The organism is Congregibacter brevis (assembly GCF_045689245.1).
In the GTDB taxonomy this organism is placed as follows: domain Bacteria; phylum Pseudomonadota; class Gammaproteobacteria; order Pseudomonadales; family Halieaceae; genus Congregibacter; species Congregibacter brevis.
Map to the genome: position 1 here is coordinate 567,179 of NZ_CP136865.1, position 25,998 is coordinate 593,176.

A 25,998-nucleotide genomic window follows, 5' to 3' on the forward strand; every position below is an offset into this window, starting at 1 on the left:
AAAAAGTAACTGCTGTATTCCAAAGACGACAACTTCTCACCAGCTTATACACACTCTTTCACAACTGCGGTAAAAGCCCTGTACGGAAAACCGTAAAAATGAGGATAAGCTGGCTGTATATGAACCTTGCTGTGTTTATCCCCTATTCATCCGCCGATTTTACATAGCTGTTACAGCTCATATTTACAGACTTATAATTGATTTAAGTGTTTGATTTAATGAAAAAAAACAGACTTATACGTAAAATAAGGCCCCTTAATAATAACTACAATAAAATATACATACCTATATAAAGGTACTTAATTAATAAATAAGTAATAAGTAATACCTTGCAGGAGCGATCGGGGAACCTATAATCCGCGTCCCATTTCGAAAGCGTTGTCACAAGCGCATTAACAAAACTTTTGTATTAGTGACAAACGACCACGAACTAATACTCTGGAAAAACCCGTAGAACAGATACAATTACCTCATGGACTATCCCTCACAGTTTGACGTTATCGTCATTGGAGGCGGCCACGCAGGAACAGAAGCTGCGTTAGCGGCCGCACGGATGGGCTGTGCCACCCTACTTTTGACACACTCCGTCGACACCCTTGGACAAATGTCTTGCAACCCCGCAATTGGAGGTATCGGCAAAAGCCATCTCGTTCGGGAAATTGATGCCTTGGGTGGTGCCATGGCCAAGGCAACGGATCAGGCGGGTATACAGTTTCGAGTACTCAACAATCGTAAGGGCCCTGCGGTGCGTGCGACGCGTGCCCAAGCCGACCGTGTCCTCTACCGCAATGCGATTCGAGCAATTATCGAAGCCCAGCACGGGCTCCAGGTTTTTCAACAAGCGGTTGACGATCTGATAGTCGAAAACAATACGGTACGCGGAGTTGTTACTCAGACAGGATTACGCTTTAAAGCTCCAAGAGTGATTTTGACCACAGGCACGTTCTTGGGTGGGAAGATGCACATCGGTCTTACCCGGTCCGCAGGTGGTCGAGCGGGCGATCCGCCAGCAAATGTATTGGCAGAACGTTTGCGAGAGCTGCCTTTTCGCGTTGAACGATTGAAAACAGGTACACCACCAAGGCTTGATGCGCGCAGTATTGATTTAGATGGCCTTGAAAAGCAGTGGGGCGATACCCCCCGACCGGTAATGTCATTCCTCGGAGACCGAAGTGAGCATCCGGAGCAACGGTGCTGCTGGGTTGCGTACACCAACGAACGAACCCACGACATTATTCGTGGAGGATTGGATCGAAGTCCTCTGTATACCGGTGTGATTGAAGGAGAAGGCCCTCGTTATTGTCCTAGCGTAGAGGACAAGGTCCAGCGATTCGCGGATAAAACCTCACACCAGGTGTTCGTAGAACCTGAGGGGTTAACCACTAACGAGCTCTACCCTAATGGTATTTCCACTAGTCTGTCATTCGATGTACAGATGGATCTGGTACGCAGTATTTCAGGCTTCGAGAATGCACATATCACCCGGCCTGGATACGCCATCGAATACGACTTCTTTGACCCCCGAGACCTTTTCTCATCTTTAGAAACCCGCTGTGTTTCTGGTTTGTACTTTGCGGGACAAATCAACGGGACCACCGGCTACGAAGAAGCGGCTGCTCAAGGACTCCTAGCGGGTATCAACGCTGCGCTCGCTATTCGCGAAGAAGCGCCGTGGTGTCCTCGAAGGGACGAAGCCTATTTAGGTGTCTTGGTAGACGATCTGATCACTATGGGTACAAAAGAACCCTACCGAATGTTTACTTCCCGGGCCGAGCACCGTTTGCTTTTACGAGAAGATAATGCGGATCTGCGACTTACCGAACAGGGACGGAAACTGGGTTTAGTAAATGATCAGCGCTGGGATCAGTTCAGCAAAAAGAGAGACCTAATCAACATTGAGCAGGAACGCCTGGCGCGAACTTTCGTGCACCCAGGAAGTAAAGCAGCCGACAGTCTGGGTGACAAACTCAACAAGCCCTTATCCCGAGAATACAGCTACGCGGAATTGCTTAAACGACCAGAACTTGACTATGCGGATATCTCGGCCCTGGATTCTAATGGCGTGGACCATGAACAGGCGGCACTGCAAGTCAGTATTCAGGCAAAGTATGCTGGGTACATCGATCGTCAGCGCGATGAAATCAAACGCGTACAGCGATACGAAGGTTTGTCTTTACCGATAGATCTGGATTATGAGGCTGTATCCGGTTTGTCCCATGAAGTCCGTGACAAATTGATCACTCAGAAGCCAGAGACCCTAGGAAAGGCATCCCGAATACCGGGAGTAACACCGGCGGCAATTTCATTGCTTCTTGTGCATATGAAGCGCAAACAGGGAGCGAAGGATCCGGAGGGGCAGGCAAATGCATCTATTGCCGAACCTCAGGGTGTCCGCCAACAGACGCACTGATCTGTGCGTAGTCAACTAAGCCAAGGCTTATCAGGGCTGGATATTGATCTGAGCGAAGCCCAGCAAGACTTACTAATACAGTATCTGGAACTGCTGTCTCGCTGGAACAAAACTTACAACCTCACAGCAATTCGCGACGAATCATCCATGGTGACCAAACACCTATTGGACAGTCTTGCGGTACTTCCCCATTTGCGTGGGCGACGGTTTATCGACGTGGGTACGGGAGCGGGTTTACCTGGCATACCCCTCGCTATCGCTTCACCAGAGAGGCACTTTTCGTTGCTCGATAGCAATGGCAAAAAGACCCGGTTTTTAGTGCATGCTGCTAACGAATTAGCCTTGGGTAACGTCGAAGTAGTGAAATCGCGTGTAGCCGATTTTGTGCCTAAGATCGCTTATGACGGGGTCTTGTCGCGGGCCTTTGCATCTCTCGATGATATGATCGATGGTTGTCGGCATATGCTGACCTCTTCGGGAGAGTTCTTTGCCATGAAAGGGCAGCGCCCCGACGAAGAGTTAAAACAAGTAGATACAGGTTTAATGCAGGTATCGGTCGTTGATTTACAGGTACCTGGTTTGTCAGAGTACCGCTGTTTGTTGCGGATATGCCCTCGAGAAAACCTGGAACATTCATGAATCAATTTATGACAAAAACTGAAGGTTCAGTGTTTTGGCCCGAATAATTGCCATAGCCAATCAAAAAGGAGGTGTAGGCAAAACTACTACCTGCGTAAATTTGGCGGCGTCATTGGCGGCCATGAAAAAACGCGTCCTACTGGTCGATCTTGATCCTCAAGGCAACGCGAGTATGGGGAGTGGTGTCGACAAGTACTCTCTTGAACGCAGTGTCTACGATGTCCTCGTTGAGGCTTGCAGCGTTGAAGATGCTGTTCAACGTGCTGTGGAAAGTGGTTTTGACGTATTACCCGCTAACGGAGATGTAACAGCAGCAGAGGTAGAGCTCATTCATGCAGAAGGTCGAGAGCGCCGTTTACGTGCTGCTTTAGGTCAGGTGCAGTCCCAATACGATTACATGCTAATTGACTGCCCGCCATCACTGAATCTTCTTACTCTGAATGGGTTGGTTGCGGCAGACGGTGTCATTATTGCCATGCAGTGTGAGTACTTTGCACTTGAGGGGTTATCTGCACTTTTGGACACCGTAGAACAGGTGAGATCCAGCGTTAATGTGGGTCTGGAGGTCGAGGGTATTTTGCGCACCATGTACGACCCTCGAAATAGCCTGACAAACGCTGTTTCAGGTCAGCTCCATGAACACTTTGGTGAGAAAGTGTATCGGACGGTTATACCGCGTAACGTCCGTCTCGCGGAGGCACCGAGCCACGGTGTACCCGCTATGCACTACGACAAGTATTCGCGGGGATCCCGAGCGTACATGGCGCTCGCGGGTGAAATGATACGCAGAGAGGAACGCCTTCTCTCCTCAGAGAACAGAACGGGAGCGTAGCGATGGCGACCAAACGACGAAGTCTTGGTAAAGGCCTCGATGCTTTACTCGCGGGGAGTCAGCGCAACGAAACGGCAGCTGTCGCTCCCGAGCCTTCCAGTAGTGAAAAAGGTCTTTTACAAGAGCTGCCAGTGGATCTTATTCAGCGGGGTCAATATCAGCCGAGACGGGACTTTGACCCATTTGCTTTGCAAGAACTGGCTGACAGCATCAAGGCTCAGGGTGTTATGCAGCCCATTGTCGTTAGACCTGTTGCTAATGAGCGTTACGAGATCATTGCCGGCGAACGTCGTTGGCGGGCAGTGCAGCAAGCGGGACTAGATAGTATTCCAGCGCTGATACGAAATGTGACTGATGAAGCGACGGTCGCGATGTCGCTGATAGAGAATATCCAGCGAGAGGATTTAAATCCGATTGAAGAAGCCTACGCTTTGGAGCGACTTCAAGAAGAGTTTGAAATGACCCAGCAACAAGTTGCCGATGCTGTGGGTAAGTCACGCTCCGCGGTAGCCAATCTTTTGCGGTTAACGTCTTTACAGCCCGATGTTCGCACACTGCTGGAGCATGGCGACCTTGATATGGGTCACGCCCGTTGTTTACTGACGCTCGACGCAGAACTACAGGTACAGCTTGCACGGCGCGTTGTGGCAAAGGGCTTATCAGTTCGTCAAACCGAAGCTTTGGTGAAACAGCAACAGACCAGTAAACCAGCGACCCAGCCAAAGACCCAGGATCCAAATATCCGCAGTCTTCAAGACGAGTTATCTCAGAAGCTCGGTAGCGCTGTACATATTCAGCACAGTGCGACCGGTAAAGGTAAGCTTATTCTGAATTATGGGAGCCTTGATGAACTAGATGGTATTTTGAGCCATTTGAAGTAAATCGCGGCTTTGATTACGGTTTTGTCCAACATAATACCTACTATATATGGCTCTCATTTTTGCTCTTATATCCACATGTAGTGTTGTAGATGATTCTGTAGGTTTACCCTTGGTTTTAAGGTTTCTTTTTTCCCCAAACACTCTTGCAGCTTGCTTGAATGCGGTAGGTTTAGCTTCTATAATGCGGCCGCCCAAATCAGGACGTACTTTTTAGTGGCGCAAGAAAGGGTGGGGGAAAAGGCTGTTCAGGCCGCGCACAAGACGCCCCCTAGGCCGCAGTATCTGCGGACCACCCTCATCCAGTTGATGTTGCTGTTTGCTGTGGCGCCAATTACTTATTCGGCGGCCGGGTTGGCCAGCGCAGTGTCTCTGGCCTGCGGTGCGATGTGCGCGATGGTGCCTCAGGCGTACTTTGCAGTTCGACTGACTGCGGCAGCCAAGCGAAGTGCCCACCAGGCAGCAAGGTTGGGCTTAGCCGCTGAGGGCGGGAAGTTTGTTTTGAGCGCATCAATGTTTGCGTTGGTGTTTGCGGTAGTAAAGCCTGCTTCTCCAGGATTGGTATTTGCCGGATTTGCGGTGTTTTGGATAGTGCAGGTAGTCGACGGTATTCGGCTTTTGCGGGCGAGATAGCAGTTGAGATAGCTTTTTGAGTCTCGAACGTTCAATAAACGATGGTCATAGGTAAAACGTAGGGCTTTAGCACAGATGGCAGGCGAAACTCAGACAATTTCAGACTATATCGTCCACCACCTGACGAACCTAACCTATGGAAAGTTGCCTGGCGGGTATCACCGACATGATGGCAGCACCGTTCAGGAAGGCGGAGTCTGGACTATGGCTCATGGTGGCGATGAAGCAACCGCTATGGGTTTTAATGCAATTCATATCGATTCCATGATCTGGTCAATCGGTTTGGGAATCATCTTCTGTTGGTTGTTTCGAAGTATCGCTAAAAAAGCCTCGTCTGGCGTGCCAACTGGTTTAACCAATGCCATTGAAATGGTCGTGGGTTTTGTGGACAACACGGTAAAAGATACCTTCCATGGTCGTAATCCTATGGTAGCACCCCTAGCCCTGACGATTTTTGTCTGGGTGTTTTTGATGAACCTGATGGATCTATTGCCCGTCGACCTTATTCCCCACACGTTGATGTTGTTCGGCGTTGAATATCAAAAAATTGTCCCTTCTACTGACCCCAATATCACTATGGGAATGGCTGTCGGAGTTTTTATCTTGATGCTTTATTACTCAATCAAGGTGAAAGGATTTGGCTTTGTTAAAGAGCTCACACTTAACCCCTTCAATCACCCGTTGTTTATCCCCGTAAACCTGTTTATGGAAGTGGTTGGGTTGCTCGCCAAGCCTTTCTCTCTGGGCTTGCGGTTATTCGGCAACATGTATGCCGGAGAAATGATCTTTATTTTGATTGCTGCTCTGTTCAGTGCAGGTGTTGCGTGGATGCTGCCTGCTGCGTTGATGCAGGTCGGTTGGGCGATATTCCACATTCTGGTTATTACATTGCAGGCATTCATCTTTATGGTGCTGACCATTGTGTATCTCAGCATGGCTCACGAAGACCATTGATAGAACGACACTGCTTACCACTAATTACCAAGAACGAATTAAGACCGTACTTTTTTAACTTTTAATACCTTTAGACTTTAGGAGAAAACAATGGAACTGATCTACGTTGCTGCTGCAATCATGATGGGCCTTGGCGGACTCGGTGCTGCGATAGGTGTAGGCCTTCTTGGCGGAAAACTAATCGAAGGTTCAGCGCGCCAGCCTGAGCTTGCACCTAAGCTGCAAACCACCTTTTTCCTAGGTGCTGGCCTTGTAGACGCTATCCCCATTATTGGTGTTGGTATCGCTATGTTCCTGATCTTCGTTGTTGCACCAGGTGCAGCGGCTTAATACGCCGGATTACTTATCCCATGACGGCGAGCGCCGTCTGCGTGTTTTCGCAAGGAGCAGGTAGTGAATATTAACCTTACCCTCATCGGGCAAATGCTGGCGTTTGTAGCCTTCGTCGTATTCTGTATGAAGTACGTCTGGCCACCTATTCTGGCCGCGATGCAGGAGCGTGAGCAGAAAATCTCTGAAGGCCTGGCTGCCGCTGATAAAGCTAGCCACGATCTTGAGCTGGCAAAAGAGAAAGCTGTTGAGCGCTTAAAAGAAGCTAAAGAAGAAGCAGCGGGAATTGTCGATGCCGCAAATCGACGGGCCACTCAGATTGTTGACGAGGCCAAAGATGCTGCTGTAGCTGAAGCTGACCGCGTTAAAACAGCTGCACAGGCTGAAATAGAGCAAGAGAGCAACCGAGCGCGAGAGCAACTTCGGGGCCAGGTTGCAGCTTTATCTTTGGCTGGAGCAGAGAAAGTACTTGGCGCGAGCATTGACGCTTCGGCACATGCCGAAATAGTCGACAAGCTCGCCGCCGAGCTGTAGGCCTAACTTATGGCAGAGCTCAGTACACTCGCTCGTCCTTATGCACGGGCAGCGTTTGAATACGCTAACTCAGAGAACGCTCTAAGTGCGTGGATGACGGAGCTGCAGTTGGTTGCGGCTGTTGTTTCTGATGATGCAGTCCAAGGCCTTCTTGGTGATCCATCACTAACCACAGAAAAGCAAGCAGATGCGTTTGTGGATTTATTGGGTGACGAGCTTGGCGAAAGCCGTAAGCGATTTCTCCACGTTCTTGCCGAGAATCGCCGCTTGGGTCTTGTACCGAATATCCTCACGCAGTTTGCGCAGCTCAAGGCGCAGCGTGAGCAAAGTGTTGACGTAGAAATGGTGTCGCCTTTTGAAGTGCCTGATGCGGTCCGAGATCGTATTGCCCAGGCACTCGGCAAACGCTTGGACTGCGAAGTGGTTGTAAGCACCAGTATCGATAGCAGCCTTTTAGGCGGCGTGATGATTCGAGCAGGCGACCTGGTTATTGATGGCAGTGTTCGCGGGCGGCTTAACAAGCTCGCCGAAGCACTGACAAACTAGTTTTTGAGGAACAGATCATGCAGCAACTGAATCCATCTGAAATAAGCGATCTGATTCGCCAGCGAATCGATCAGCTGGACGTCAGCAGCGAAGCTCGAAACGTCGGAACCATTGTTTCGGTCACCGACGGTATTATCCGCATCCACGGTCTCACCGAGGTTATGTACGGTGAGATGATCGAGTTTGACGGCGGCGTTTACGGTATGGCGCTTAACCTCGAGCGCGACTCGGTGGGCGCTGTTGTTCTTGGCGACTACAAAGGTTTGGCCGAAGGCCAGTCTTGTCGTTGCACGGGCCGAATCCTAGAGGTTCCCGTAGGTCCTGAACTTCAGGGTCGCGTTGTTGATGCTCTTGGAACACCGATTGACGGAAAAGGTCCTGTTAATGCAGCTATGACCGACGCACTGGAAAAAGTAGCGCCAGGTGTTATTGCTCGTCAGTCAGTTGACCAGCCTGTTCAGATCGGTCTCAAAGCGATTGATGCCATGGTTCCTATCGGTCGTGGTCAGCGAGAGCTGATCATTGGTGACCGCCAGATTGGTAAGACAGCCATCGCAGTTGATGCGATTATCAACCAGAAAGGCACCGGCATTAAGTGTGTTTATGTCGCTGTTGGTCAGAAGACCTCTTCGGTAGCAGCGGTTGTTCGAAAGCTTGAGGAACACGGCGCGATGGATCACACCATTGTCGTAGCAGCTAACGCATCAGATCCTGCTGCTATGCAGTATCTGGCACCCTTCGCAGGTTGCACCATGGGCGAGTATTACCGCGACCGCGGTGAAGACGCGCTGATTATCTACGATGACCTGAGTAAGCAAGCCGTCGCTTACCGTCAGATTTCTCTTCTCCTTCGTCGTCCACCGGGTCGTGAAGCTTATCCCGGGGATGTGTTCTATTTGCATTCACGTCTTTTGGAGCGTGCAGCCCGTGTTAATGCCGACTACGTAGAGAATTTTACGGATGGAGCCGTTAAGGGGAAAACGGGCTCACTGACGGCTTTGCCTGTAATTGAAACCCAGGCAGGTGATGTATCGGCCTTCGTACCGACCAACGTAATTTCGATTACCGATGGTCAGATCTTCCTCGAAACAGACATGTTTAACTCGGGCGTTCGTCCCGCGATGAACGCGGGTATTTCTGTATCGAGAGTGGGTGGTGCTGCGCAGACCAAGGTTATTAAAAAGTTGTCCGGTGGTATTCGTACGGCACTTGCACAGTATCGTGAGTTGGCGGCGTTCTCGCAATTCGCGTCTGATTTGGATGAAGCCACTAAGGCCCAGCTGGATCACGGTGAGCGCGTAACCGAGCTCATGAAGCAAAAGCAGTACTCACCGCAAAGTATCGCGGAAATGGGTCTCGTCCTGTATGCCGCTAACGAAGGGCATTTGCGGGATGTAGAGGTCGAGAAGATCGGTGACTTCGAGTCTGCGCTGCTTTCCTATGCGCACGCTGAGCATGGCGAGCTCATGCAGAAGGTTGTCGAGTCCGGTGATTACAACGACGAGATTGCGGGTACCTTCGAATCACTGATTCAGACCTTTAAGTCTACACAGACGTACTGAATCCGGAGACTTACTAATGGCAGCCGGTAAAGAAGTCCGCACCAAGATCACGAGTATCCAAAGTACTCAGAAGATCACTAGTGCTATGGAAATGGTCGCCGCGAGTAAAATGCGCAAGGCGCAGGACCGTATGGAAGTTGGCAAGCCCTACGCTCGTCGCATTCGTTCGGTTGTAGGCCATATCGCTAACTCGGCACCCGAGTATCGTCACGTATATATGCAAGAGCGCGAGATCAAACGCGTTGGCTTCATCATTGTGTCGACGGATCGAGGTCTGTGCGGCGGTCTGAACATGAACTTGTTTAAGGCCACGATTAGAGCAATGAAGGAGTGGGCCGATCAGGACATAGAGATCGATCTCTCTCTCGTGGGCAGCAAGGCGATTGCGTTTTTCAATAGTTACGGCGGTAACGTTATAGCCGTAGCGCGCGATATTGGCGAAGAGCCTGTACTTGAAGACCTGATTGGTGGTGTAAAAACCATGCTCGATGCCTATGAAGAAGGCAAGATTGATCGCCTCTTCCTGGTAAGCAATGAGTTTGTGAACACGATGACCCAAACGCCGACCGTGGAGCAGATTCTTCCACTGCAGGCTGAAGACAGTGAAGAAATGAAACATCACTGGGATTATATCTATGAGCCCGAGGCGCGCGACCTTTTGGAAGGCTTGCTGACTCGTTACATAGAGTCTCAGGTTTATCAGGCGGTTATTGAAAATGCCGCTTGCGAGCAAGCCGCCCGGATGTTGGCAATGAAGAACGCGACCGACAACGCTGGCGATCTCATTGATGAACTCCAGTTGATTTACAACAAGGCCCGCCAGGCTGCGATTACTCAAGAACTTTCTGAGATCGTCAGTGGCGCGGCTGCTATCAGTTAAAGAGAAGAGGAACACACATGAGTAGCGGACGAGTCGTACAGATCATCGGCGCGGTAATCGACGTGGAATTTCCCCGTGATTCTGTGCCGCAGGTTTATGACGCGCTGAAAATCACAGAGAAAGACATCACTCTGGAAGTTCAGCAGCAGCTTGGTGATGGTGTGGTTCGCACGATCGCCATGGGTTCCTCCGAGGGACTGTCCCGCGGATTGGATGTGGCCAATACGGGCGCACCCATCGCAGTTCCCGTCGGTGGTGAGACTTTGGGTCGCATCATGGACGTACTGGGCAACCCCATCGATGAGCGCGGCCCTATCGGTGAGCAGGAGCGCGCATCTATTCACCGCGCCGCGCCTACTTACGAAGAGCTATCAGCTTCTGATGATCTCCTCGAAACAGGCATTAAGGTAATCGACCTGGTTTGTCCATTCGCCAAAGGCGGTAAGGTCGGACTCTTTGGTGGTGCGGGTGTTGGTAAGACCGTCAACATGATGGAGCTGATTAACAATATCGCGCTGCAGCACTCAGGACTGTCGGTATTCGCTGGTGTAGGTGAGCGTACTCGAGAAGGTAACGATTTCTACTATGAGATGCAGGAATCGAAGGTTGTCGACATCGAGAACCCGTCAAACTCCAAGGTAGCTATGGTCTACGGCCAGATGAATGAGCCACCTGGAAACCGACTCCGTGTAGCCCTTACGGGTTTGACCATGGCCGAGAAATTCCGCGACGAAGGGCGTGACGTTCTTTTGTTCGTAGATAACATTTACCGTTATACGCTGGCGGGAACCGAAGTTTCGGCACTACTGGGGCGTATGCCATCGGCGGTTGGCTATCAACCAACACTGGCTGAGGAAATGGGAGCGCTTCAGGAGCGTATTACGTCCACGAAGACCGGCTCTATTACGTCTATTCAGGCGGTATACGTACCGGCCGATGACCTGACAGACCCTTCGCCTGCCACAACCTTTGCTCACCTTGATTCCACTGTTGTATTGTCACGAGATATTGCCGCAAAAGGTATTTATCCCGCGGTAGATCCTTTGGATTCCACGTCCCGCCAGCTAGATCCACTTCTGATTGGTAATGAGCACTACGACGCTGCTCGTGGCGTTCAGAATGTTCTTCAGCGTTACAAAGAGCTTAAGGACATTATCGCTATTTTGGGCATGGACGAGCTGTCGGAAGAAGACAAGCAAACTGTTGATCGTGCTCGTAAAATTGAGCGTTTTCTCTCACAGCCTTTCCACGTGGCGGAGATCTTCACCGGTGCACCCGGAAAGTATGTGTCTCTGAAGGATACGATCTCAGGCTTTAATGCGATTCTGGCTGGCGAATACGATCACCTGCCAGAGCAGGCGTTTTACATGGTTGGCAGCATTGATGAAGCTGTTGAGAAAGCTAAGAACCTGTAAATCGCTTTTCGCTGAGAATCTGAGGTAGAGAGTATGGCCATGACTATCCATTGCGACATTGTCAGTGCTGAGGAAGAAATTTTCTCAGGTCTGATTGAGTCGCTGGTCGCAACCGGCGAAGTCGGTGAGCTGGGCGTGAACTATGGTCACGCGCCACTGCTGTCGTCGCTGATTCCTGGTCCCGTGCGCATCACTCTGCAAAACGGTGAAGAGCAGGTCTACTATGTGTCCGGTGGTTATCTTGAAGTACAGCCCGGCGTTGTCTCTATTCTTGCAGATACAGCAATGCGAGCTGATGACGTTGATGAGGCTGCAGCCGAGGAAGCACGACGAGATGCGGAGCAAGCACTAGCCAATCAAACTGGTGACTTTGACTACGGTCGTGCGTCGTCGCAATTGGCCGAAGCGGCTGCGCAGTTGGCTACGCTGCGTAAGATGCGTAACCGCGCGGGTCGTGGCAGCTAAGCCAACCTAACCGGTCACCTTGAAACCTCGGCAATGCCGGGGTTTTTTGTTTTAGGGCCATAGGCTGAGGCGGAATGCACTATCCCGTCTTCAGGCTGTGAACTGGTCGGTATTAGTCGCGTTGTAAACCACTGCCCAGTGGGTACTATCAACCCACGGAATTTTTGAATAAGGCCGGATCTCCGGGCTATCTCTATGAAGCTTGAAGTCGTTATTTTGGCTGCGGGTCGGGGGACGCGTATGCGCTCCAATTTGCCTAAGGTGTTACATCCTTTGGCGAGTCGGCCGTTGCTTGCCCACGTTCTCGATAGCGCACGTACCTTGATGCCTGTCCGCATACATGTAGTTATTGGTCATGGTTCGGAGTTGGTTCGTGAGGCGCTGGATGCCAAGGACCTTGTCTGGGTCCTGCAAGAAGAACAATTGGGCACAGGCCATGCGGTGCTCCAAGCCATGCCTGGTATTGATGTCGACTCTACGGTCTTGGTTCTGTACGGCGATGTACCTTTGCTGCGAGCTAGTACTTTAGAGGGCCTTATTGATAACTCTCCTGCCCTGCTTACTGCCAACCTCGAGGACCCTGACGGTTATGGTCGCGTATTGCGCGACAGTGCCGATCAATTGCAGGGTGTGGTGGAGCATAAGGACGCGTCGGATGAACAGCGCGCTGTTTGCGAAATTAATACAGGAGTCCTCGCATACCCGGCAGCGTTGTTGGTGGAGTATTTACCCCGTGTTGGCAACGCCAATGCGCAGGGCGAGTACTATCTCCCCGACATTTTGTCTATGGCTGTGCAAGAGGGTCATTGTGTCGCCGCATTACGCGCTAGTGAAGCCAGTGAGGTGATGGGGATCAATGACCGTGTACAGCTTGCAGAGGCCGAGACCGTTTATCGTCAGCGAGCCGCAGAAGCACTTATGCTCGCGGGAGTTTCTCTCGCTGACCCTACGCGTATTGATGTTCGAGGTAGTCTGAGTTGTGGTCGTGATGTGTCTATTGATGTGAACTGCGTGTTTGAGGGTGAGGTTACTCTCGGTGAAGGAGTCCGTATCGGACCCAATTGCCTTGTGAGGAACAGCACTATCGCTGCAGGTACAGAAGTTCAGGCCATGAGTCATATTGACGACAGCGATGTAGGTGACAGCTGTTCCGTGGGGCCTTATGCGCGCCTGCGGCCTGGAACAACGCTCGCCAAGGGCGCCCGTATTGGCAACTTTGTGGAAACTAAAAAAGCGCTCATCGGCGAGGGCAGTAAAGTAAATCACCTCAGCTATGTGGGCGATGCTGAGCTCGGCGACGGCGTGAATGTCGGTGCAGGGACTATTACCTGTAACTATGACGGTGTTAACAAACACAAAACGAGTTTGGGAGACGGCGTTTTTGTGGGCTCAAACAGTACTCTGGTGGCGCCCCTTGAGGTCGGCGCTGGCGGCTTTGTTGCTGCTGGCTCCACCGTAACCAGAGATGTTCCGGAACGCACGTTGGGTGTTTCGCGCGCCAAACAGCGAAACATCGACGGGTGGCAGACACCCAAGCAAAGAGCAGACGACGAAAAAAACCAGGCTCAGGGAGACTGATCCATGTGTGGAATTGTGGCTGCGACAGCGCGGCGTGAAGTATCAGAAATTCTACTCGAGGGCCTGAGGCGTCTCGAGTACCGCGGTTATGACTCTGCGGGTATGGCGTTGATCGACAACGAGCATCGATTACAGCTTCATAAGTATCAGGGCAAGGTTGCGGCTCTTGAAGAGGCACAAGCGCTAAATCCAATTCTTGGTTGTACCGGTATCGCTCACACACGCTGGGCGACGCATGGACAGCCTTCGGCTGCGAACGCGCATCCGCATATTTCAGGGCAACGTGTCGCGGTAGTACACAACGGCATCATCGAAAACCATCAGGCCTTGCGCGAAGAACTTAGAGATGACGGCTACGATTTTGTCTCGGCGACCGACACTGAAGTGATTGTTCACTTACTCCACAGGTCAGTGGAAGAAGGAAATAGTTTACTTGAGGCTATGCAGTCTACGGTGTCGCTTTTAAATGGCGCTTACGCTTTGGCGGCGATTGATACCCAAAACCCAGAAGAGGTAGTTGCCGCTCGATCGGGTAGCCCGCTTGTGGTTGGCGTTGGAATCGGTGAACACTTTCTTGCCTCCGACACCATGGCCCTTCGCCAGGTAACCGACCGTTTTATCTACCTTGATGAGGGTGATCTGGTTGTCTGTAGCGCAGCTGGGCTTGCCATTTACGACGGTGACGGAGAACCTGTTCAACGGGAAATGAAGCAGATTTCCGGCAGTATCGAGGACTCTGATCTCGGCGACTTTGAACACTACATGCTCAAGGAAATTTATGAGCAGCCACAAGCGCTGGCGGCGACATTTGCTAAGGCTATCGATACAAAAATCGATGACAGTATTTTTGGTGAGGCCGCTTCGGCGGCGTTTGCAAAAACACAGGCGGTGCAGATTGTTGCTTGCGGAACGAGTTATCACGCAGGTCTCGTTGCTCGATACTGGCTAGAAGACATTGCTGGGACTCCCTGCCAGGTCGAAGTTGCTTCAGAGTTTCGTTATCGGAAGCGTGTTTCTCATCCGGGCACCTTACTGGTCACGATTTCTCAAAGTGGTGAAACCGCCGACACGCTGGCGGCCCTTCGTCACGCAGATCCCGATGAGTTTGTCGCCAGCCTTGTCATTGCAAACGTGGATAACAGTTCTCTGGTTCGAGAGAGCGATATGGCGTTCTTAACTCGGGCGGGTATAGAGATAGGCGTTGCGTCCACCAAGGCATTCACGACGCAGCTAGTCGCATTTTTAATGCTTGCGGTAGCGCTGGGTCGTCACCGAGGGTTAAGTGCTGAAAGGGAGCAGCAACTGGTAAGCGGTCTGACCGCGCTGCCAGATTTGGTTAAGCAGACCTTGAAGATTGACCCGCAGATTGAAGCAATGTCCGCTTCCTTCATTCAGAAGCATCACGCGCTGTTTCTTGGTCGGGGAATTCAGTACCCCATTGCTATGGAGGGGGCGCTGAAGCTCAAGGAGATTTCTTACATTCATGCTGAGGCTTATCCGGCAGGTGAGTTAAAGCACGGCCCTCTCGCGCTGGTGGATGCTGATATGCCCATTGTCGCTGTTGCACCGAATGACGACCTTTTGGACAAGCTAAAATCTAATCTTGAAGAGGTTCGCTCCCGTGGGGGCGAGTTGTATGTGTTCGCAGATGTTGATGCAGGGTTCAAAGATGAGCCTGGCGTTCATGTACTGGCTATGCCGCATACTCCCGAGATACTGCAGCCGGTGATCTACACCGTGGCGTTACAGTTGTTGTCCTATCATGTCGCATTACAAAAAGGGACAGACGTAGATAAGCCTCGGAACCTGGCAAAGTCCGTGACTGTGGAATAAAGCACCCACAGCGTTGTGATCGTGCGCTACTAAAAGAAAGTGGGGCGATTTCTAGCAAACACTTTTGCAAGGTGAGAAAAAGGGGGCGCAAGCCCCCTTCCCTTAAAACGCATTAGTTGTTTGCATAACGCGTTGTTGTCGCTACTGAGGCGGGACTAATCTTCAGCTTCAAACCAACGGTAACAAAGACCTGCTAACAATGCGCCTCCTAGCGGGGCAAGCCAGAACAACCACAACTGTGAGATTGCCCAGCTACCCTGAAACAACGCAACACCGGTACTGCGAGCAGGGTTTACCGACGTGTTTGTGATGGGGATGCTGATTAGATGGATTAGCGTCAGTCCCAACCCAATCGCAATGGGGGCAAATCCTGTGGGCGCGCGCTGATCGGTGGCTCCCAAAATAATCATTAGAAACATAAAGGTCATGACAAGCTCTGTGACCAATGCTGCGGTCAAACTGTATCCACCGGGCGAGTGTTCTCCAAAGCCATTGGATGCGAACCCTGCCGTAACATCAAAACCTGTCTGACCTGTCGCAATCACATACAGGATTGCCGCTCCGGCAACGCCACCTGCAACTTGCGCCGCTACGTAGGGCCCCAGTTCCGCCAACGGGAACCGACCTCCAGACCACAAACCGAGAGACACCGCTGGATTGAGGTGGCATCCCGAGATGTGCCCGATGGCATAGGCCATGGTCAACACCGTTAAACCAAAGGCAAGAGAAACGCCAAGAAGGCCGATTCCCACATCAGGAAAAGCGGCAGCAAGTACAGCACTGCCACAGCCGCCGAGTACCAGCCAAAAAGTACCGATAAACTCCGCTCCGAGTTTTTTAGTTAATTTCATGAGCATCACCCCCTATGTTTTATTGTTGAACGCTCCGCCATTGTAGAACATCGACGATGCGATGGTTTAGTTGTAAAGCTTGCGTTGCCTAGTTGCGAGCAAGGTTGTCGTAGTGCACGCGACGGCCACTAAAGGGTAGATTGTGAGCTTCGTTGTAGCGGGAGTCGGGCTTGTTTATCTCAAACAACGACCCCCAACAGCTGTGTGCCGTTAATAGCTTCTGCAGCGCTTCCTCATCTTCAGCACTCATTGCTATCGCTTTACGCTGAAGCTCTTCCAGGCACCAAACACGGTACTGCGATACTGGTACGTTTCGATACTGAACACCCTGAATGACGGGATCGAAGCGCTCTTTTCTAGCCTGCCACGCAAGTGCATTTGCATTCAGGTACGGGAGGTAGGCCTCACCGATATCATCGAGTATGGGATGTAAGTCTTCTGGAATTTCATCGACGATTTGCGCGTTTTGCTCGCCCTGCGCATTCCACAAGCGTGCCTGCCAAGCAAATACGCTGGGAGCCCGTAGCCGCATAATGTCTGAAGCGGTAGGATCCTGAGCGAAGTGGCGAAACATCGATGCAAAGAGACCAAAGTCTCCTAAAGTTGGCTTGTCGCCGAGCAGATACGGGCGTTTCGAAAAAACCACTTCGAGTCGATCCAGTGTGTTTAGGTAAATAGACTCAACGTGATCCCAGGTGTTGGCATCAACACCATCTTTCTTAACGTAGTTAACGTGCTGTCGCCAACGAATGTAAGCTCGTTTAATGAAGTCTGGTCCGGGGATCTTGGTATCGAACTCTTCGACGATTTTTCTTGCAAGATGCAAACGAGAGACCCGATAACTCCAGCGGTAGTGCATGGCAGGGCGCCACAACCATTCCTCGAAGTAGTCTTCTAAAAGATGCGACACAAACCCTGTAACAGGATTGTCCGGTACTACCGGGAATGCAGGGTATTGCGTCTCCAGCCAGGCAATCATGGGTGTGGTGTCGGTCATAAAGCGACCATCACTTAGCTCAATCGCAGGCATTTGTTGAGCGCCCGTTTTTTCTCCGAGCATCTGCATTAAGGGAGCGTCCAGCACCACGAAGTCGTGATCGATACCCTTGTATCGAAGGTAGGCCTCCATTTTCCCCGTGTAGTAAGAAACCCGCAGGCCGTATAGCTTGAGTTTTGCCAAGTCGAGTCTCCGATTAACTCCAGTTAGTATGAGTCTCTCACTATCAATCAAGACTTCTCTATGTAGCTCGATGCCGTCATCGCATGATAGGTGGTGTTCTCATAGGGTACCTTTACTGGCTGCGGATCTACTATTTCTATAGGCGTTTCCCTAGCCATGGCAATTTCGAGAGCCATCATCGTAATGTTCACGCTAAAAGACGTGCCCATGAACACGATGCGATCGGCCGCCAGCATTTGTGCCCTTGCTTCTGATATTCTGTACAACTCAGTGTAGTACTCGTCAAAGAGCAGCACGTAGGGTTTGTAGGACTCACCAATAACCGGCTTGTCCTCGATACGAAAAACCGACTTTAAGCTCGCATCCAAAGCACTTTCATCGACGTCATCCCACGGCGTAGCTATCGGGGAAATTTGTTCTGCCATCGCTTGATCGTGGAAGAGGGTCATCTGATCCAGACGACCATGGATAGCGATGAAGTCTTTGTTTCCTGCTTTGCCATCCAAGCCGTCAATATTTTGCGTTATGAGGTTTTTGTCGGCTAACCAGTGATGCACCGTGTTAGGCCCGTGATGCCTATATGTGGCAAAGCGGTGGTAGTACCAGCGCAGAAACTGCAGGCTATCCTGCTCGTACATCGCCCGTGTCGCCATTTCTTGTGGGGTGTAGTTTCGGCTTCCAATGGTCCAAAACCCGTCTTCACCTCGGAAGGTGGGAATACCACTTTCAGCACTAACGCCGGCACCGGTAATGTATAGCGTGGCCATGAAGCTACCTATTAGATGCGTAGGAGCTTAGTTTCTCGCAATCATTGTATGGAGTACCAGCGCCGTTACAAAGGCGATAAGTCCAGCGGCATCGATGCCAACGATGCAACTAAATACAAAACATAGAGAGCGATCATTCTTTTGTACCCGCAAAGAAACTGCGTGTGGCGTCGTTGGCCGGGTAAAAAGCCTCAATGCGCAGTTCGTCTGTAGTGATGTCCTGGGGCGTGCCGAAGGTCGACATTACGGTAAATAGGGATAGCTGCAGCCCGTCTATATCGAGTTCCAGGGGCATCACCGGAAGTAGCGGCTCGGGCGCAGGCGGATTGTCGGGCAATTCCCCCGCACTTCGTATGAGTGCTTCGACATGCGCGATGGTGGACGTTTCCCCCGAAGCAAGCGCTTCACTGCGCAAACGATTAACGAACATCGGCAGGGCAGTCTCCCAGTTGGTGATGTATCGCCGCAGTCCATGGGGTGCGAGCGTGGCCTCAGCCAAATTGAACGTTTCTTTAGTCTCGGTTTGACCCGAATTCGTGTCGACCAGGCTAAACATGAGATCCGCCGCCGCGTTCGCCATCATCCTGTCCCACTTGCGGTTAACTACAACAGCCGGGAACGGCATGTGATGCTCAAGAATAGCTGTCAGCGCTTCACCAACAGGAGCCATATGCGGTTCTTCAAGGCGGGACTCCAGATACTGTGGCGCAAAACCTGCGGCATTGAGCAGCGTATTACGCTCTCTAAGAGGGACTTCCATCGCGTCAGCAAGTCTGAGCACCATTTCGCGGCTGGGCTGGCTACGACCTGTTTCGAGCCAGCTAAGGTGACGTTGGGAAATGGCTGCGGTCTCTGCCAGATGTAGCTGTGACAGATGCCGTCGCTGCCGCCATTGCTTGCACAGATTGGGGAAGGTGCTTAGTGAGGTGTCCATGCACTACTCCGTTGGTTACTGGCGTAACCGTAAACGGAAGCGCCCGCAGCTTTCTCGGAGCACCAGTTTGCCGTGACGGCATGGATTGTTTCAATAACCTCTGAGGTCATTGAGTCGCTCCGACCTACGACGCAAGCTACACGCTCCAGCTGACAAAGTTTTTGCTTTTCCAACGGAGAACCCACTATGAACCAACGTAATCTTGCCTTGATCATTCTTATCCCATTTGCTGCCCTGACCACTTGGTCGCTAATGAATGGCGGAATTGCTGGGATCTTTGCCACACATAAAACTCCTGGTGGTTTGCAGGTATTTGTCGATCTGGTAATTGCCTTGCTGTTGCTACTCACGTTTCTTGTTCCTCATGCTCGGGACCGCGGACGAAACCCCTGGATTTGGGTAGTTCTGACGCTCGCCTTGGGGTCATTCGGTCCACTTCTTTATCTCGCCACCGACCGGCCTAAAAACGAGTAGCCCTGCCACTTTGATGCCGCCCATCTGCTGAGACAGCTGCGGCGTATAAAAGGCTATACCGCTACTTGGAAGCTTTTTCATGACAGATTTAGGGGGGGTGCCAGCAGCGCCCAGCAAGAGCTTATTGTTTCTAGAAGCCCGCGCCGCCGTCGATTTTGCGACGATGCTACGTCCGCTGATCAGAGGGGAGAGCCGATCTGTGGCGCAGCAGACAGACAGCCTCACGATAGTGGTTCCCGGTTTTGGTTCAGGAGACGCTTACACCTTGCCTTTGCGTCGCTTCCTGAAGCAAAACGGCGTGCGTTCAGAGGGTTGGGGCTTAGGAACAAACTTGGGTGGCAGTAACCTACGCCACACGCAGGAGGATTTATCACCGCGCTGGGATTTTGAGTATCGCGAGGAATACCGTGGTGAAGTCGCCGTCCCCTTTTTGATTGATCGATTTTACGACGCGGTTGTGGCCCGTCACACTGCAACAGGCAAGAAAATTTCTTTGGTTGGTTGGAGTCTCGGTGGCTTTGTGGCTCGAGAGGTTGCCCGCGAGTTGCCGGGCGTCGTGGATAAGGTTGTGACGATGGGTTCTCCCCTCATTGGAGGGCCCAAATACACCGTAGCGGCTTCTGTTTTTCGCCGCCGCGGAACTGATCTCGACTGGATTGAAGCGGAAATAGCTCGCCGTGAAGAAACCGCCCCGCCGATCAGCCAGCCCATTACCGCGATCATTAGTAAGACAGACGGCATCGTGGATTGGAATGCTGTTTATGATCACAAAAGCCCAAAGGTAAGACATATCGAGGTCGATGCATCCCACCTGGGTATGGGATTTAACACAGAGATTTGGTCCTACGTGCTGGGCGCGCTTCTGAGCCGTGATCAGGACAAACCCGCCTAGCCATGCGTGTCTGCGAGTTTTTCTGCGACCTGACCCACAAATTCCTTTCTTCACAGTAGTCACAACGGGAAGCGCTTCGTTAGGGTACGAGCACTAGTTTGATTTGTATGGCGTTTTTTCGAAAACACCATAGTTGTGATTGGAGATTCTGTGAAATATACGGTGATAGACGCGCCTTTCACTGCGTGCCGCGATCAGCCTTTTAGTAAGCAGGAACAGGCGACCGTGTCTGCAATTTGTAATCGCGTTGTTCGGGTGCTTGGTCTTCAGGACCGCGATGGCTTGCAACGAGATCTGGCGATTGTTCAGGCAAACTGTCCCATCGATCTCGATGCTTTGGCTGCTGCTTCTGAGAAGGTCTTCATGGAAGAGCTTCTGTCTATTGTGGATTCCACAGATCGAGCAACAGGCTCTTTGAGAGGTAATTTCAGTTCACGCTTTATGCTGGACGCACCAGGACTTACACTCGTCTGAAGTGTTGAAGGCGAACAATTGATGAGTGAACTGCTCACGTACACCGGGGGCTGCCATTGCGGAGAAGTCCGTTTTTCTGTCCAGGCACCAAACGCGGTTGAGCTGGAGCGATGCAATTGCTCTATTTGTAGCAAAGGCGGTTATCTACACCTCATCGTGCCCGCATCGCGCTTTAGCCTGCTTAAGGGTGAGGAACGTTTAAGTTGCTATACCTTCAATTCCGGCGTCGCCAAGCATTACTTTTGCAGTCATTGTGGCATTAAGCCGTACTACATCCCACGCTCCAATCCTGACGGAGTAGACGTGAACGTGAACTGTCTCGACAAGAAGCCAGAGTACGTGACGATCGTAGAGTTCGATGGGGATGACTGGGAAGCCAATGCCCACAAGCTTGCGCACAAGTCCAAAGAGTAGGTATCCGAGAACCACTAGCAAAAAGCGCTGACGTGCAGCGCTTGAACAACCTTGTTAAGGCATTAAGAGCCCGCGGGCGTTTCTACTTATTTGCCGCTTTGTACGCTCGCAGGGCAACATTGAATGCTTCTGCTACTTCTTCTTCAGCTGATACGGCAGCATTGTAAGCGTCGATAGACTTTGCATAGTCTGCACGGGCTAAAGCTTGTGCATCACTGTCTTGCAGGTTCTTCGCATCAGCCTCTGCTGTGGCAGATTTGGCCTCCAGGCATTGCATGTACTCCATGTTGCTTGCCTGAAATGCCTTCACCGCCTTCTGACCTGCAAGCATTGCTTCCATAGACGCTGCCGAGCCATCCAGCGCTTCGGGCTGGGCGGGTTGTTGGCACATGTCTTGTGCTAATGCTGCTGTTGAAATCGCCAAAGTACCGCCAAGACAAACACTCAATGCGGCAACACGGAGCATCGGAAACTGAAGACGGTGAGATTCGATAACTTTCCTTTTCATCATGTTTTACCTGTGCTGTTCAGTTTTTCCCTACCCACAACCTGGGGAGTTGATATTGTCTCTCCAGAGCCGTTGCAACCCGCTCGGCAGAGTCCTGATCTGCGAGTCCAATCACCCGCACGCGATACAAAGTCTTACCTGCAGCCGTGGCTGTTTGTACCACTACACTGCCGCTTTCCACGGTCAGTTTGTTTGCCCAACGCTCAGCAATACCTCGGTCGGCATAGGAGCCAAAATTGACAAACCAAGGACCTTTGGGCGCCACGGCATTGCCCGAAGACGCTGAACGACTTGCTGCACTCTTCTTTGCGGCGGCTTGTTCAGCAGCCAGTTGAGCTGCGCGATCGGCTGCCGCTTTAGCCGCGGCTTCTTGGGCTAGTTTTTCAGCAGCCGCACTAGCTTTGGCAGCCTCGAGTGATTCAAGTTCCTCCAATCGTTGCGACAAGGCGTCATTCTCTGCGGTTAAAGCCTCTAACTCTGTACTGAGCGATTCATTCTGCAGTTGCATCTGTCGTTGCCGCTCTCGCTCGGTTTCAGCCTCTTCTGGGCTGACGGTGGTGGCAAGCTTGGCTTGAAGATCTCGAATCTCCGCCTGCATCTCGCTGCGCTGCTGCATGACACCAAAACCACCGACAGCGAGTAAAAGAAGCGCTACTGCGACAACGGCGAGCATTCCCAAAGGAAGGGAGCGATCTTCTTTTTCCTCTACGTTTCCGGAGGCGGGTATTGCCGGCACGGGGGCTTCCTCATCATCTGCGTGCATTGTCGTTGTGTTGAGACTTGTGTCCTCAGCTGTGTCGAAAGGACCAGCCTTTTCTACACTGCTTTCCGCCATCGTTGTACCTACTCCGATCGATGTATCGAAATCGTCTTCATAGGCATCTACCACGGGTAGCTCTTCTTCCTCGGGTGGGTCGAGGTCGTTTAAAAAGTCATCGACAAACTCTTCTTCAAAATCTTCCTGCTCTTCAGAAAAGGCCTCCTTTTGCCCAACAAGTGATTCCTCGATGTAATCCTCATCGTCACCGACCTCCGGAACTTCGGGTTCAAGGGGCTCTTCGTCGTAGAAGGGTGCTTCTTCAGCCATTTCGTCTACGGACGGCGCCTCAGGAACATTAGGCTCTTCATCCCCTGGCACTGAATCGGGCACCCCGTAATCCTCTACTCCACTTAGGCCATTTTTAAAGCCCTCTTCCGGGGCTAGGTCGTCTCCATCAGACACATCGGGTGCATTACTATTCGCGACTTCTTCAGCCGCCGCTTCAAACAACATGTCGCCGTTAACATCGCCGCTTACAGGCTCCGTAGAACTGCTTAGGAAGGCTTCGTCTGATGGTGTTTCGAGGGGCTCGGGTAGATCGCTAATCAAAGGAGCTTGGGCGACAGGTTCAGGAACTTCAGCTCGGAGTTCTGCGGACTCTTTTTGCTGACGGACCTCTGGTAGTTCTTCGAGCGGCACGTCGGGCGAAGGCCAATCCGCAAGCGGGTCATCGAGCTCACTGGCAAACGCCGCGTAACCAGGGTCCGCACTTTCGCAATCGTCTTTTGAATCTGGCAGATCATCGCCATAGTCACGGTCAACAAACGGAGAACTGTTATCGTCATCTCGATCAACGAACATGCTCGGATAATCGTCTTGTTGATCATCAGAGTCCCCACCGCGACGCGGACTGTCATCTCCAGCCGAGTTGCCGATTTCCCGATCTTCGTCTTCTTCTGCCATTACTTTTAGCTACTGGCTATGGGTCGCTATGGATATTAGCAGAGCGAAAGCAGTCACGCTCGCGATTGCCGTTTTCCGTGAGTGACGCCGGCGATGCGGTTAGAATGTGTCTATGGATGTAAGCGATATTTTGACGGGTTTAAACGACGCGCAGCGAGATGCTGTGGCGGCGGAGAGTGGCAATATGCTGGTGTTGGCTGGCGCTGGGTCTGGCAAGACTCGAGTGTTGGTGCACCGTATCGCCTGGTTGATTCGTGCTGAGGGACTATCGCCGCATGCTGTGTTGGCTGTGACCTTTACCAACAAAGCTGCGAGGGAGATGCGCGGGCGCATAGAACAAATGCTGCAGATTCCGACTCATAGTATGTGGGTGGGTACCTTTCATGGCCTCGCGCACCGTTTACTAAAAACGCATTGGAAGGAAGCGCGACTTCCGCAGAATTTTCAGATTCTCGATAGCGACGATCAGTTACGGCTAGTAAAACGGGTCTGCCGGGAGCTACAGCTTGATGAGTCTCGTTGGCCCCCTAAACAGGCCCAGTGGTACATCAATGCCCAAAAAGATGAGGGGCTCCGTGCTGCCCACATCGAGCCGCCTTTGGGCGACCTTTACATAAAGACTATGCTGCGCGTGTACGCGGCTTACGAAGAGGCCTGCGAACGGGGAGGTATGGTCGACTTCGCGGAGTTACTGCTGCGCGCCCATGAGTTATGGCTCAAGGCGCCGGAAGTACTCGCGCACTATCAAGGTCGATTCCGTCAGATACTGGTAGACGAGTTTCAGGACACAAACACCATCCAGTATGCGTGGCTACGGGTATTGGCTGGTGACAAAATCTCTGTCGTCGCTGTGGGTGATGATGATCAGTCTATATATGGCTGGCGCGGTGCGAAAATTGAGAACATTCAGCGGTTCGGTGAGGACTTTGGCGGTACTAAGGTGGTTCGCTTGGAGCAGAACTATCGGTCTACCCAAACGATTCTGCAGGCCGCCAACGGGGTTATCTCAAATAACAGTGGTCGCCTCGGTAAGGAGCTGTGGAGCTCTGGAGAAACCGGTGAGCCTTTACAGCTCTATGCAGGTTTTAACGAGCAGGACGAAGCCCGTTTCATCGTTGAGCAGATAGAAAACTGGGTAAGCAATGGTCAGGCGCGACGCTCTGTTGCCATTTTGTATCGCTCCAACGCTCAATCTCGGGTATTGGAAGAGGCGTTGCTACGCACTGGCTTGCCCTACCGCATTTACGGCGGCCAGCGGTTCTATGAGCGCCTGGAGATTCGAAATGCCATGGCCTACCTGCGCCTGTTGGTAAGCCGAGGTGACGATGCCGCCTTTGAGCGGGTGATCAACACGCCGCCCCGGGGTATTGGCAGTAAGACTTTGGATGTACTGCGCGCTACTGCTCGAGAGCAACAGTGCTCATTGTGGCAGGCGATACAAAGCTGTCAGGAGCACAAGTTATTGCCAGCCCGGGCTTTGACCGCCATGGATGGCTTCCGAGTTCTGGTAGATGAGCTGGATACGCTGACCGACCCCATGACGCTTGAAGAGCTCGTGGATCAGATGGTGCGTCGCTCAGGATTGATTGCCTACCACGAGAAAGAAAAGGGGGAGAAAGGGCTGGCGCGTGTGGAGAACCTTGAGGAACTCGTCAGCGCAGCGCGAACCTTTGTACCCGAAGGTGAAGAGCTGTCGCCGCTGCAGCAGTTTGTGGACAGCGCGGCTTTGGATGCAGGGGAGGGTCAGGCAGACCCCCACGAAGACAGTGTGCAGTTAATGACGCTGCACTCGGCGAAAGGTCTTGAGTTTCCATTGGTGATTTTGGCGGGTATGGAGGAAAACCTCTTTCCCCATCGCATGTCCATTGAAGAACCTGGTCGATTGGAAGAGGAACGGCGACTTTGCTACGTGGGCATTACCCGGGCGATGGAGCGGTTGATCATGACTTACGCTGAAAGTCGCCGCCTGCATGGTAGCGATAGTTACAACCCTCCATCGCGCTTTGTACGGGAGATTCCATCAGAACTCGTGAACGAAGTGAGACTGCAAACCAAAATCAGCAGACCGGTAAGCCAGCTGTCGGGAAGCACTCCAGCCGCTGATACAGGCCTGATTTTGGGGCAGCGGGTATACCACCAGATGTTTGGTGAAGGGGTGGTACTAAACTTCGAAGGCCGGGGCAGTAACGCTCGCGTCGAAGTTAATTTTGCTTCGGAAGGTACCAAGTGGCTGGTCGTGCAATATGCGAAACTGCAGGCGCTGTAAGAGTTGGACTCCTAGGGCAATACAAC

26 protein-coding genes are annotated in these 25,998 nt (G+C 51.9%); 20 read left to right on the forward strand and 6 right to left on the reverse strand.

Annotated features, from left to right (window positions below; genetic code table 11):
* Nucleotides 1-472 precede the first annotated feature (472 nt).
* The 15 genes from mnmG to glmS all read left to right on the forward strand — a co-directional run bounded on the left by mnmG (nucleotide 473) and on the right by glmS (nucleotide 15,489).
* Nucleotides 473-2,410 carry a tRNA uridine-5-carboxymethylaminomethyl(34) synthesis enzyme MnmG gene (gene mnmG, locus R0137_RS02490; RefSeq protein WP_407328294.1) on the forward strand — a complete coding sequence of 646 codons (1,938 nt, stop codon included), beginning with the start codon at nucleotides 473-475 and terminating at the stop codon, nucleotides 2,408-2,410.
* Between the two features lie 3 nt (nucleotides 2,411-2,413).
* Nucleotides 2,414-3,049, forward strand: coding sequence for a 16S rRNA (guanine(527)-N(7))-methyltransferase RsmG (gene rsmG, locus R0137_RS02495; RefSeq protein ID WP_407328295.1), 636 nt, complete (start codon nucleotides 2,414-2,416; stop codon nucleotides 3,047-3,049).
* A gap of 34 nt (nucleotides 3,050-3,083) precedes the next feature.
* On the forward strand, nucleotides 3,084-3,881 hold the full coding sequence (locus tag R0137_RS02500) for a ParA family protein (protein WP_407328297.1): 798 nt from the start codon (nucleotides 3,084-3,086) through the stop codon (nucleotides 3,879-3,881).
* 2 nt (nucleotides 3,882-3,883) lie between these two features.
* Nucleotides 3,884-4,762 (forward strand): ParB/RepB/Spo0J family partition protein, encoded by an 879-nt coding sequence (locus R0137_RS02505; RefSeq protein ID WP_407328299.1) that lies wholly within the window; start codon nucleotides 3,884-3,886, stop codon nucleotides 4,760-4,762.
* A gap of 213 nt (nucleotides 4,763-4,975) precedes the next feature.
* On the forward strand, nucleotides 4,976-5,392 hold the full coding sequence (locus tag R0137_RS02510; protein ID WP_407328301.1) for an ATP synthase subunit I: 417 nt from the start codon (nucleotides 4,976-4,978) through the stop codon (nucleotides 5,390-5,392).
* Between the two features lie 75 nt (nucleotides 5,393-5,467).
* Nucleotides 5,468-6,346, forward strand: coding sequence for a F0F1 ATP synthase subunit A (gene atpB / locus R0137_RS02515; protein ID WP_407328303.1), 879 nt, complete (start codon nucleotides 5,468-5,470; stop codon nucleotides 6,344-6,346).
* Nucleotides 6,347-6,436: 90 nt separating this feature from the next.
* Complete coding sequence (gene atpE, locus R0137_RS02520) at nucleotides 6,437-6,676, forward strand: F0F1 ATP synthase subunit C (RefSeq protein ID WP_008293388.1); 240 nt, start codon at nucleotides 6,437-6,439, stop codon at nucleotides 6,674-6,676.
* Nucleotides 6,677-6,739: 63 nt separating this feature from the next.
* On the forward strand, nucleotides 6,740-7,210 hold the full coding sequence (locus tag R0137_RS02525) for a F0F1 ATP synthase subunit B (protein WP_407328305.1): 471 nt from the start codon (nucleotides 6,740-6,742) through the stop codon (nucleotides 7,208-7,210).
* 9 nt (nucleotides 7,211-7,219) lie between these two features.
* Complete coding sequence (locus tag R0137_RS02530) at nucleotides 7,220-7,756, forward strand: F0F1 ATP synthase subunit delta (RefSeq protein WP_407328306.1); 537 nt, start codon at nucleotides 7,220-7,222, stop codon at nucleotides 7,754-7,756.
* Between the two features lie 17 nt (nucleotides 7,757-7,773).
* Nucleotides 7,774-9,318, forward strand: coding sequence for a F0F1 ATP synthase subunit alpha (gene atpA, locus R0137_RS02535; protein WP_407328307.1), 1,545 nt, complete (start codon nucleotides 7,774-7,776; stop codon nucleotides 9,316-9,318).
* A 16-nt stretch (nucleotides 9,319-9,334) separates the two neighbouring features.
* Entirely contained in the window at nucleotides 9,335-10,198 is an 864-nt protein-coding gene (gene atpG, locus R0137_RS02540) for a F0F1 ATP synthase subunit gamma (RefSeq protein WP_407328309.1), read from the forward strand.
* Nucleotides 10,199-10,215: 17 nt separating this feature from the next.
* On the forward strand, nucleotides 10,216-11,613 hold the full coding sequence (gene atpD / locus R0137_RS02545; RefSeq protein WP_407328310.1) for a F0F1 ATP synthase subunit beta: 1,398 nt from the start codon (nucleotides 10,216-10,218) through the stop codon (nucleotides 11,611-11,613).
* Between the two features lie 33 nt (nucleotides 11,614-11,646).
* Entirely contained in the window at nucleotides 11,647-12,078 is a 432-nt protein-coding gene (locus R0137_RS02550) for a F0F1 ATP synthase subunit epsilon (RefSeq protein ID WP_407328311.1), read from the forward strand.
* Nucleotides 12,079-12,273: 195 nt separating this feature from the next.
* Nucleotides 12,274-13,656 carry a bifunctional UDP-N-acetylglucosamine diphosphorylase/glucosamine-1-phosphate N-acetyltransferase GlmU gene (gene glmU / locus R0137_RS02555; RefSeq protein WP_407328313.1) on the forward strand — a complete coding sequence of 461 codons (1,383 nt, stop codon included), beginning with the start codon at nucleotides 12,274-12,276 and terminating at the stop codon, nucleotides 13,654-13,656.
* Between the two features lie 3 nt (nucleotides 13,657-13,659).
* Nucleotides 13,660-15,489 (forward strand): glutamine--fructose-6-phosphate transaminase (isomerizing), encoded by a 1,830-nt coding sequence (glmS, locus tag R0137_RS02560; protein ID WP_407328314.1) that lies wholly within the window; start codon nucleotides 13,660-13,662, stop codon nucleotides 15,487-15,489.
* 155 nt (nucleotides 15,490-15,644) lie between these two features.
* On the opposite strand, the gene aqpZ is transcribed toward glmS, so the two are convergent.
* The 4 genes from aqpZ to R0137_RS02580 form a co-directional block, all read right to left on the reverse strand.
* On the reverse strand, nucleotides 15,645-16,340 hold the full coding sequence (gene aqpZ, locus R0137_RS02565; protein ID WP_407328315.1) for an aquaporin Z: 696 nt from the start codon (nucleotides 16,338-16,340) through the stop codon (nucleotides 15,645-15,647).
* A gap of 88 nt (nucleotides 16,341-16,428) precedes the next feature.
* Nucleotides 16,429-17,520, reverse strand: a complete 1,092-nt coding sequence (locus tag R0137_RS02570) for a glutathione S-transferase family protein (protein WP_407328316.1) — start codon at nucleotides 17,518-17,520, stop codon at nucleotides 16,429-16,431.
* A 47-nt stretch (nucleotides 17,521-17,567) separates the two neighbouring features.
* Nucleotides 17,568-18,287: an SIR2 family NAD-dependent protein deacylase gene (locus R0137_RS02575; protein ID WP_407328318.1), complete on the reverse strand. Its 720-nt coding sequence runs from the start codon at nucleotides 18,285-18,287 to the stop codon at nucleotides 17,568-17,570.
* A 133-nt stretch (nucleotides 18,288-18,420) separates the two neighbouring features.
* Nucleotides 18,421-19,221, reverse strand: coding sequence for a helix-turn-helix domain-containing protein (locus R0137_RS02580; protein ID WP_407328319.1), 801 nt, complete (start codon nucleotides 19,219-19,221; stop codon nucleotides 18,421-18,423).
* A gap of 186 nt (nucleotides 19,222-19,407) precedes the next feature.
* On the opposite strand from R0137_RS02580, the gene R0137_RS02585 reads away from it, so the two are divergent.
* From R0137_RS02585 to R0137_RS02600, 4 genes are all read left to right on the forward strand, one after another.
* Nucleotides 19,408-19,695: a hypothetical protein gene (locus R0137_RS02585; protein ID WP_407328321.1), complete on the forward strand. Its 288-nt coding sequence runs from the start codon at nucleotides 19,408-19,410 to the stop codon at nucleotides 19,693-19,695.
* A 79-nt stretch (nucleotides 19,696-19,774) separates the two neighbouring features.
* Complete coding sequence (locus R0137_RS02590) at nucleotides 19,775-20,587, forward strand: hypothetical protein (protein WP_407328322.1); 813 nt, start codon at nucleotides 19,775-19,777, stop codon at nucleotides 20,585-20,587.
* Nucleotides 20,588-20,737: 150 nt separating this feature from the next.
* On the forward strand, nucleotides 20,738-21,061 hold the full coding sequence (locus R0137_RS02595) for a hypothetical protein (protein WP_407328324.1): 324 nt from the start codon (nucleotides 20,738-20,740) through the stop codon (nucleotides 21,059-21,061).
* A gap of 21 nt (nucleotides 21,062-21,082) precedes the next feature.
* The gene (locus R0137_RS02600) at nucleotides 21,083-21,475 is read left to right on the forward strand and encodes a GFA family protein (protein WP_407328325.1); all 393 of its coding nucleotides are present in this window, start codon (nucleotides 21,083-21,085) and stop codon (nucleotides 21,473-21,475) included.
* A gap of 82 nt (nucleotides 21,476-21,557) precedes the next feature.
* Here the strand turns inward: R0137_RS02600 and R0137_RS02605 are convergent, their stop codons facing one another.
* Together R0137_RS02605 and R0137_RS02610 are read right to left on the reverse strand one after the other, a co-directional pair.
* Nucleotides 21,558-21,986: a hypothetical protein gene (locus tag R0137_RS02605; RefSeq protein WP_407328327.1), complete on the reverse strand. Its 429-nt coding sequence runs from the start codon at nucleotides 21,984-21,986 to the stop codon at nucleotides 21,558-21,560.
* A 16-nt stretch (nucleotides 21,987-22,002) separates the two neighbouring features.
* A complete protein-coding gene (locus tag R0137_RS02610; RefSeq protein WP_407328329.1) occupies nucleotides 22,003-23,706 on the reverse strand; it encodes an SPOR domain-containing protein in 1,704 nt (567 codons plus the stop codon).
* A gap of 112 nt (nucleotides 23,707-23,818) precedes the next feature.
* On the opposite strand from R0137_RS02610, the gene uvrD reads away from it, so the two are divergent.
* Nucleotides 23,819-25,972 carry a DNA helicase II gene (gene uvrD / locus R0137_RS02615; protein WP_407328330.1) on the forward strand — a complete coding sequence of 718 codons (2,154 nt, stop codon included), beginning with the start codon at nucleotides 23,819-23,821 and terminating at the stop codon, nucleotides 25,970-25,972.
* Nucleotides 25,973-25,998: the final 26 nt, after the last annotated feature.

Excerpts from the sequence above, each read along its gene's own strand:
- R0137_RS02550 (WP_407328311.1), top strand. The coding sequence starts at position 11,647 with ATGGCCATGACTATCCATTGCGACATTGTCAGTGCTGAGGAAGAAATT.
- R0137_RS02600 (WP_407328325.1), top strand. The coding sequence starts at position 21,083 with ATGAGTGAACTGCTCACGTACACCGGGGGCTGCCATTGCGGAGAAGTC.
- R0137_RS02590 (WP_407328322.1), top strand. The coding sequence starts at position 19,775 with ATGACAGATTTAGGGGGGGTGCCAGCAGCGCCCAGCAAGAGCTTATTG.
- R0137_RS02585 (WP_407328321.1), top strand. The coding sequence starts at position 19,408 with ATGAACCAACGTAATCTTGCCTTGATCATTCTTATCCCATTTGCTGCC.
- R0137_RS02610 (WP_407328329.1), bottom strand. The coding sequence starts at position 23,706 with ATGGCAGAAGAAGACGAAGATCGGGAAATCGGCAACTCGGCTGGAGAT.
- glmU (WP_407328313.1), top strand. The coding sequence starts at position 12,274 with ATGAAGCTTGAAGTCGTTATTTTGGCTGCGGGTCGGGGGACGCGTATG.
- glmS (WP_407328314.1), top strand. The coding sequence starts at position 13,660 with ATGTGTGGAATTGTGGCTGCGACAGCGCGGCGTGAAGTATCAGAAATT.
- R0137_RS02530 (WP_407328306.1), top strand. The coding sequence starts at position 7,220 with ATGGCAGAGCTCAGTACACTCGCTCGTCCTTATGCACGGGCAGCGTTT.
- atpG (WP_407328309.1), top strand. The coding sequence starts at position 9,335 with ATGGCAGCCGGTAAAGAAGTCCGCACCAAGATCACGAGTATCCAAAGT.
- mnmG (WP_407328294.1), top strand. The coding sequence starts at position 473 with ATGGACTATCCCTCACAGTTTGACGTTATCGTCATTGGAGGCGGCCAC.
- R0137_RS02575 (WP_407328318.1), bottom strand. The coding sequence starts at position 18,287 with ATGGCCACGCTATACATTACCGGTGCCGGCGTTAGTGCTGAAAGTGGT.
- atpD (WP_407328310.1), top strand. The coding sequence starts at position 10,216 with ATGAGTAGCGGACGAGTCGTACAGATCATCGGCGCGGTAATCGACGTG.
- R0137_RS02605 (WP_407328327.1), bottom strand. The coding sequence starts at position 21,986 with ATGATGAAAAGGAAAGTTATCGAATCTCACCGTCTTCAGTTTCCGATG.
- R0137_RS02580 (WP_407328319.1), bottom strand. The coding sequence starts at position 19,221 with ATGGACACCTCACTAAGCACCTTCCCCAATCTGTGCAAGCAATGGCGG.
- atpB (WP_407328303.1), top strand. The coding sequence starts at position 5,468 with ATGGCAGGCGAAACTCAGACAATTTCAGACTATATCGTCCACCACCTG.
- atpE (WP_008293388.1), top strand. The coding sequence starts at position 6,437 with ATGGAACTGATCTACGTTGCTGCTGCAATCATGATGGGCCTTGGCGGA.
- atpA (WP_407328307.1), top strand. The coding sequence starts at position 7,774 with ATGCAGCAACTGAATCCATCTGAAATAAGCGATCTGATTCGCCAGCGA.
- uvrD (WP_407328330.1), top strand. The coding sequence starts at position 23,819 with ATGGATGTAAGCGATATTTTGACGGGTTTAAACGACGCGCAGCGAGAT.
- R0137_RS02505 (WP_407328299.1), top strand. The coding sequence starts at position 3,884 with ATGGCGACCAAACGACGAAGTCTTGGTAAAGGCCTCGATGCTTTACTC.
- aqpZ (WP_407328315.1), bottom strand. The coding sequence starts at position 16,340 with ATGAAATTAACTAAAAAACTCGGAGCGGAGTTTATCGGTACTTTTTGG.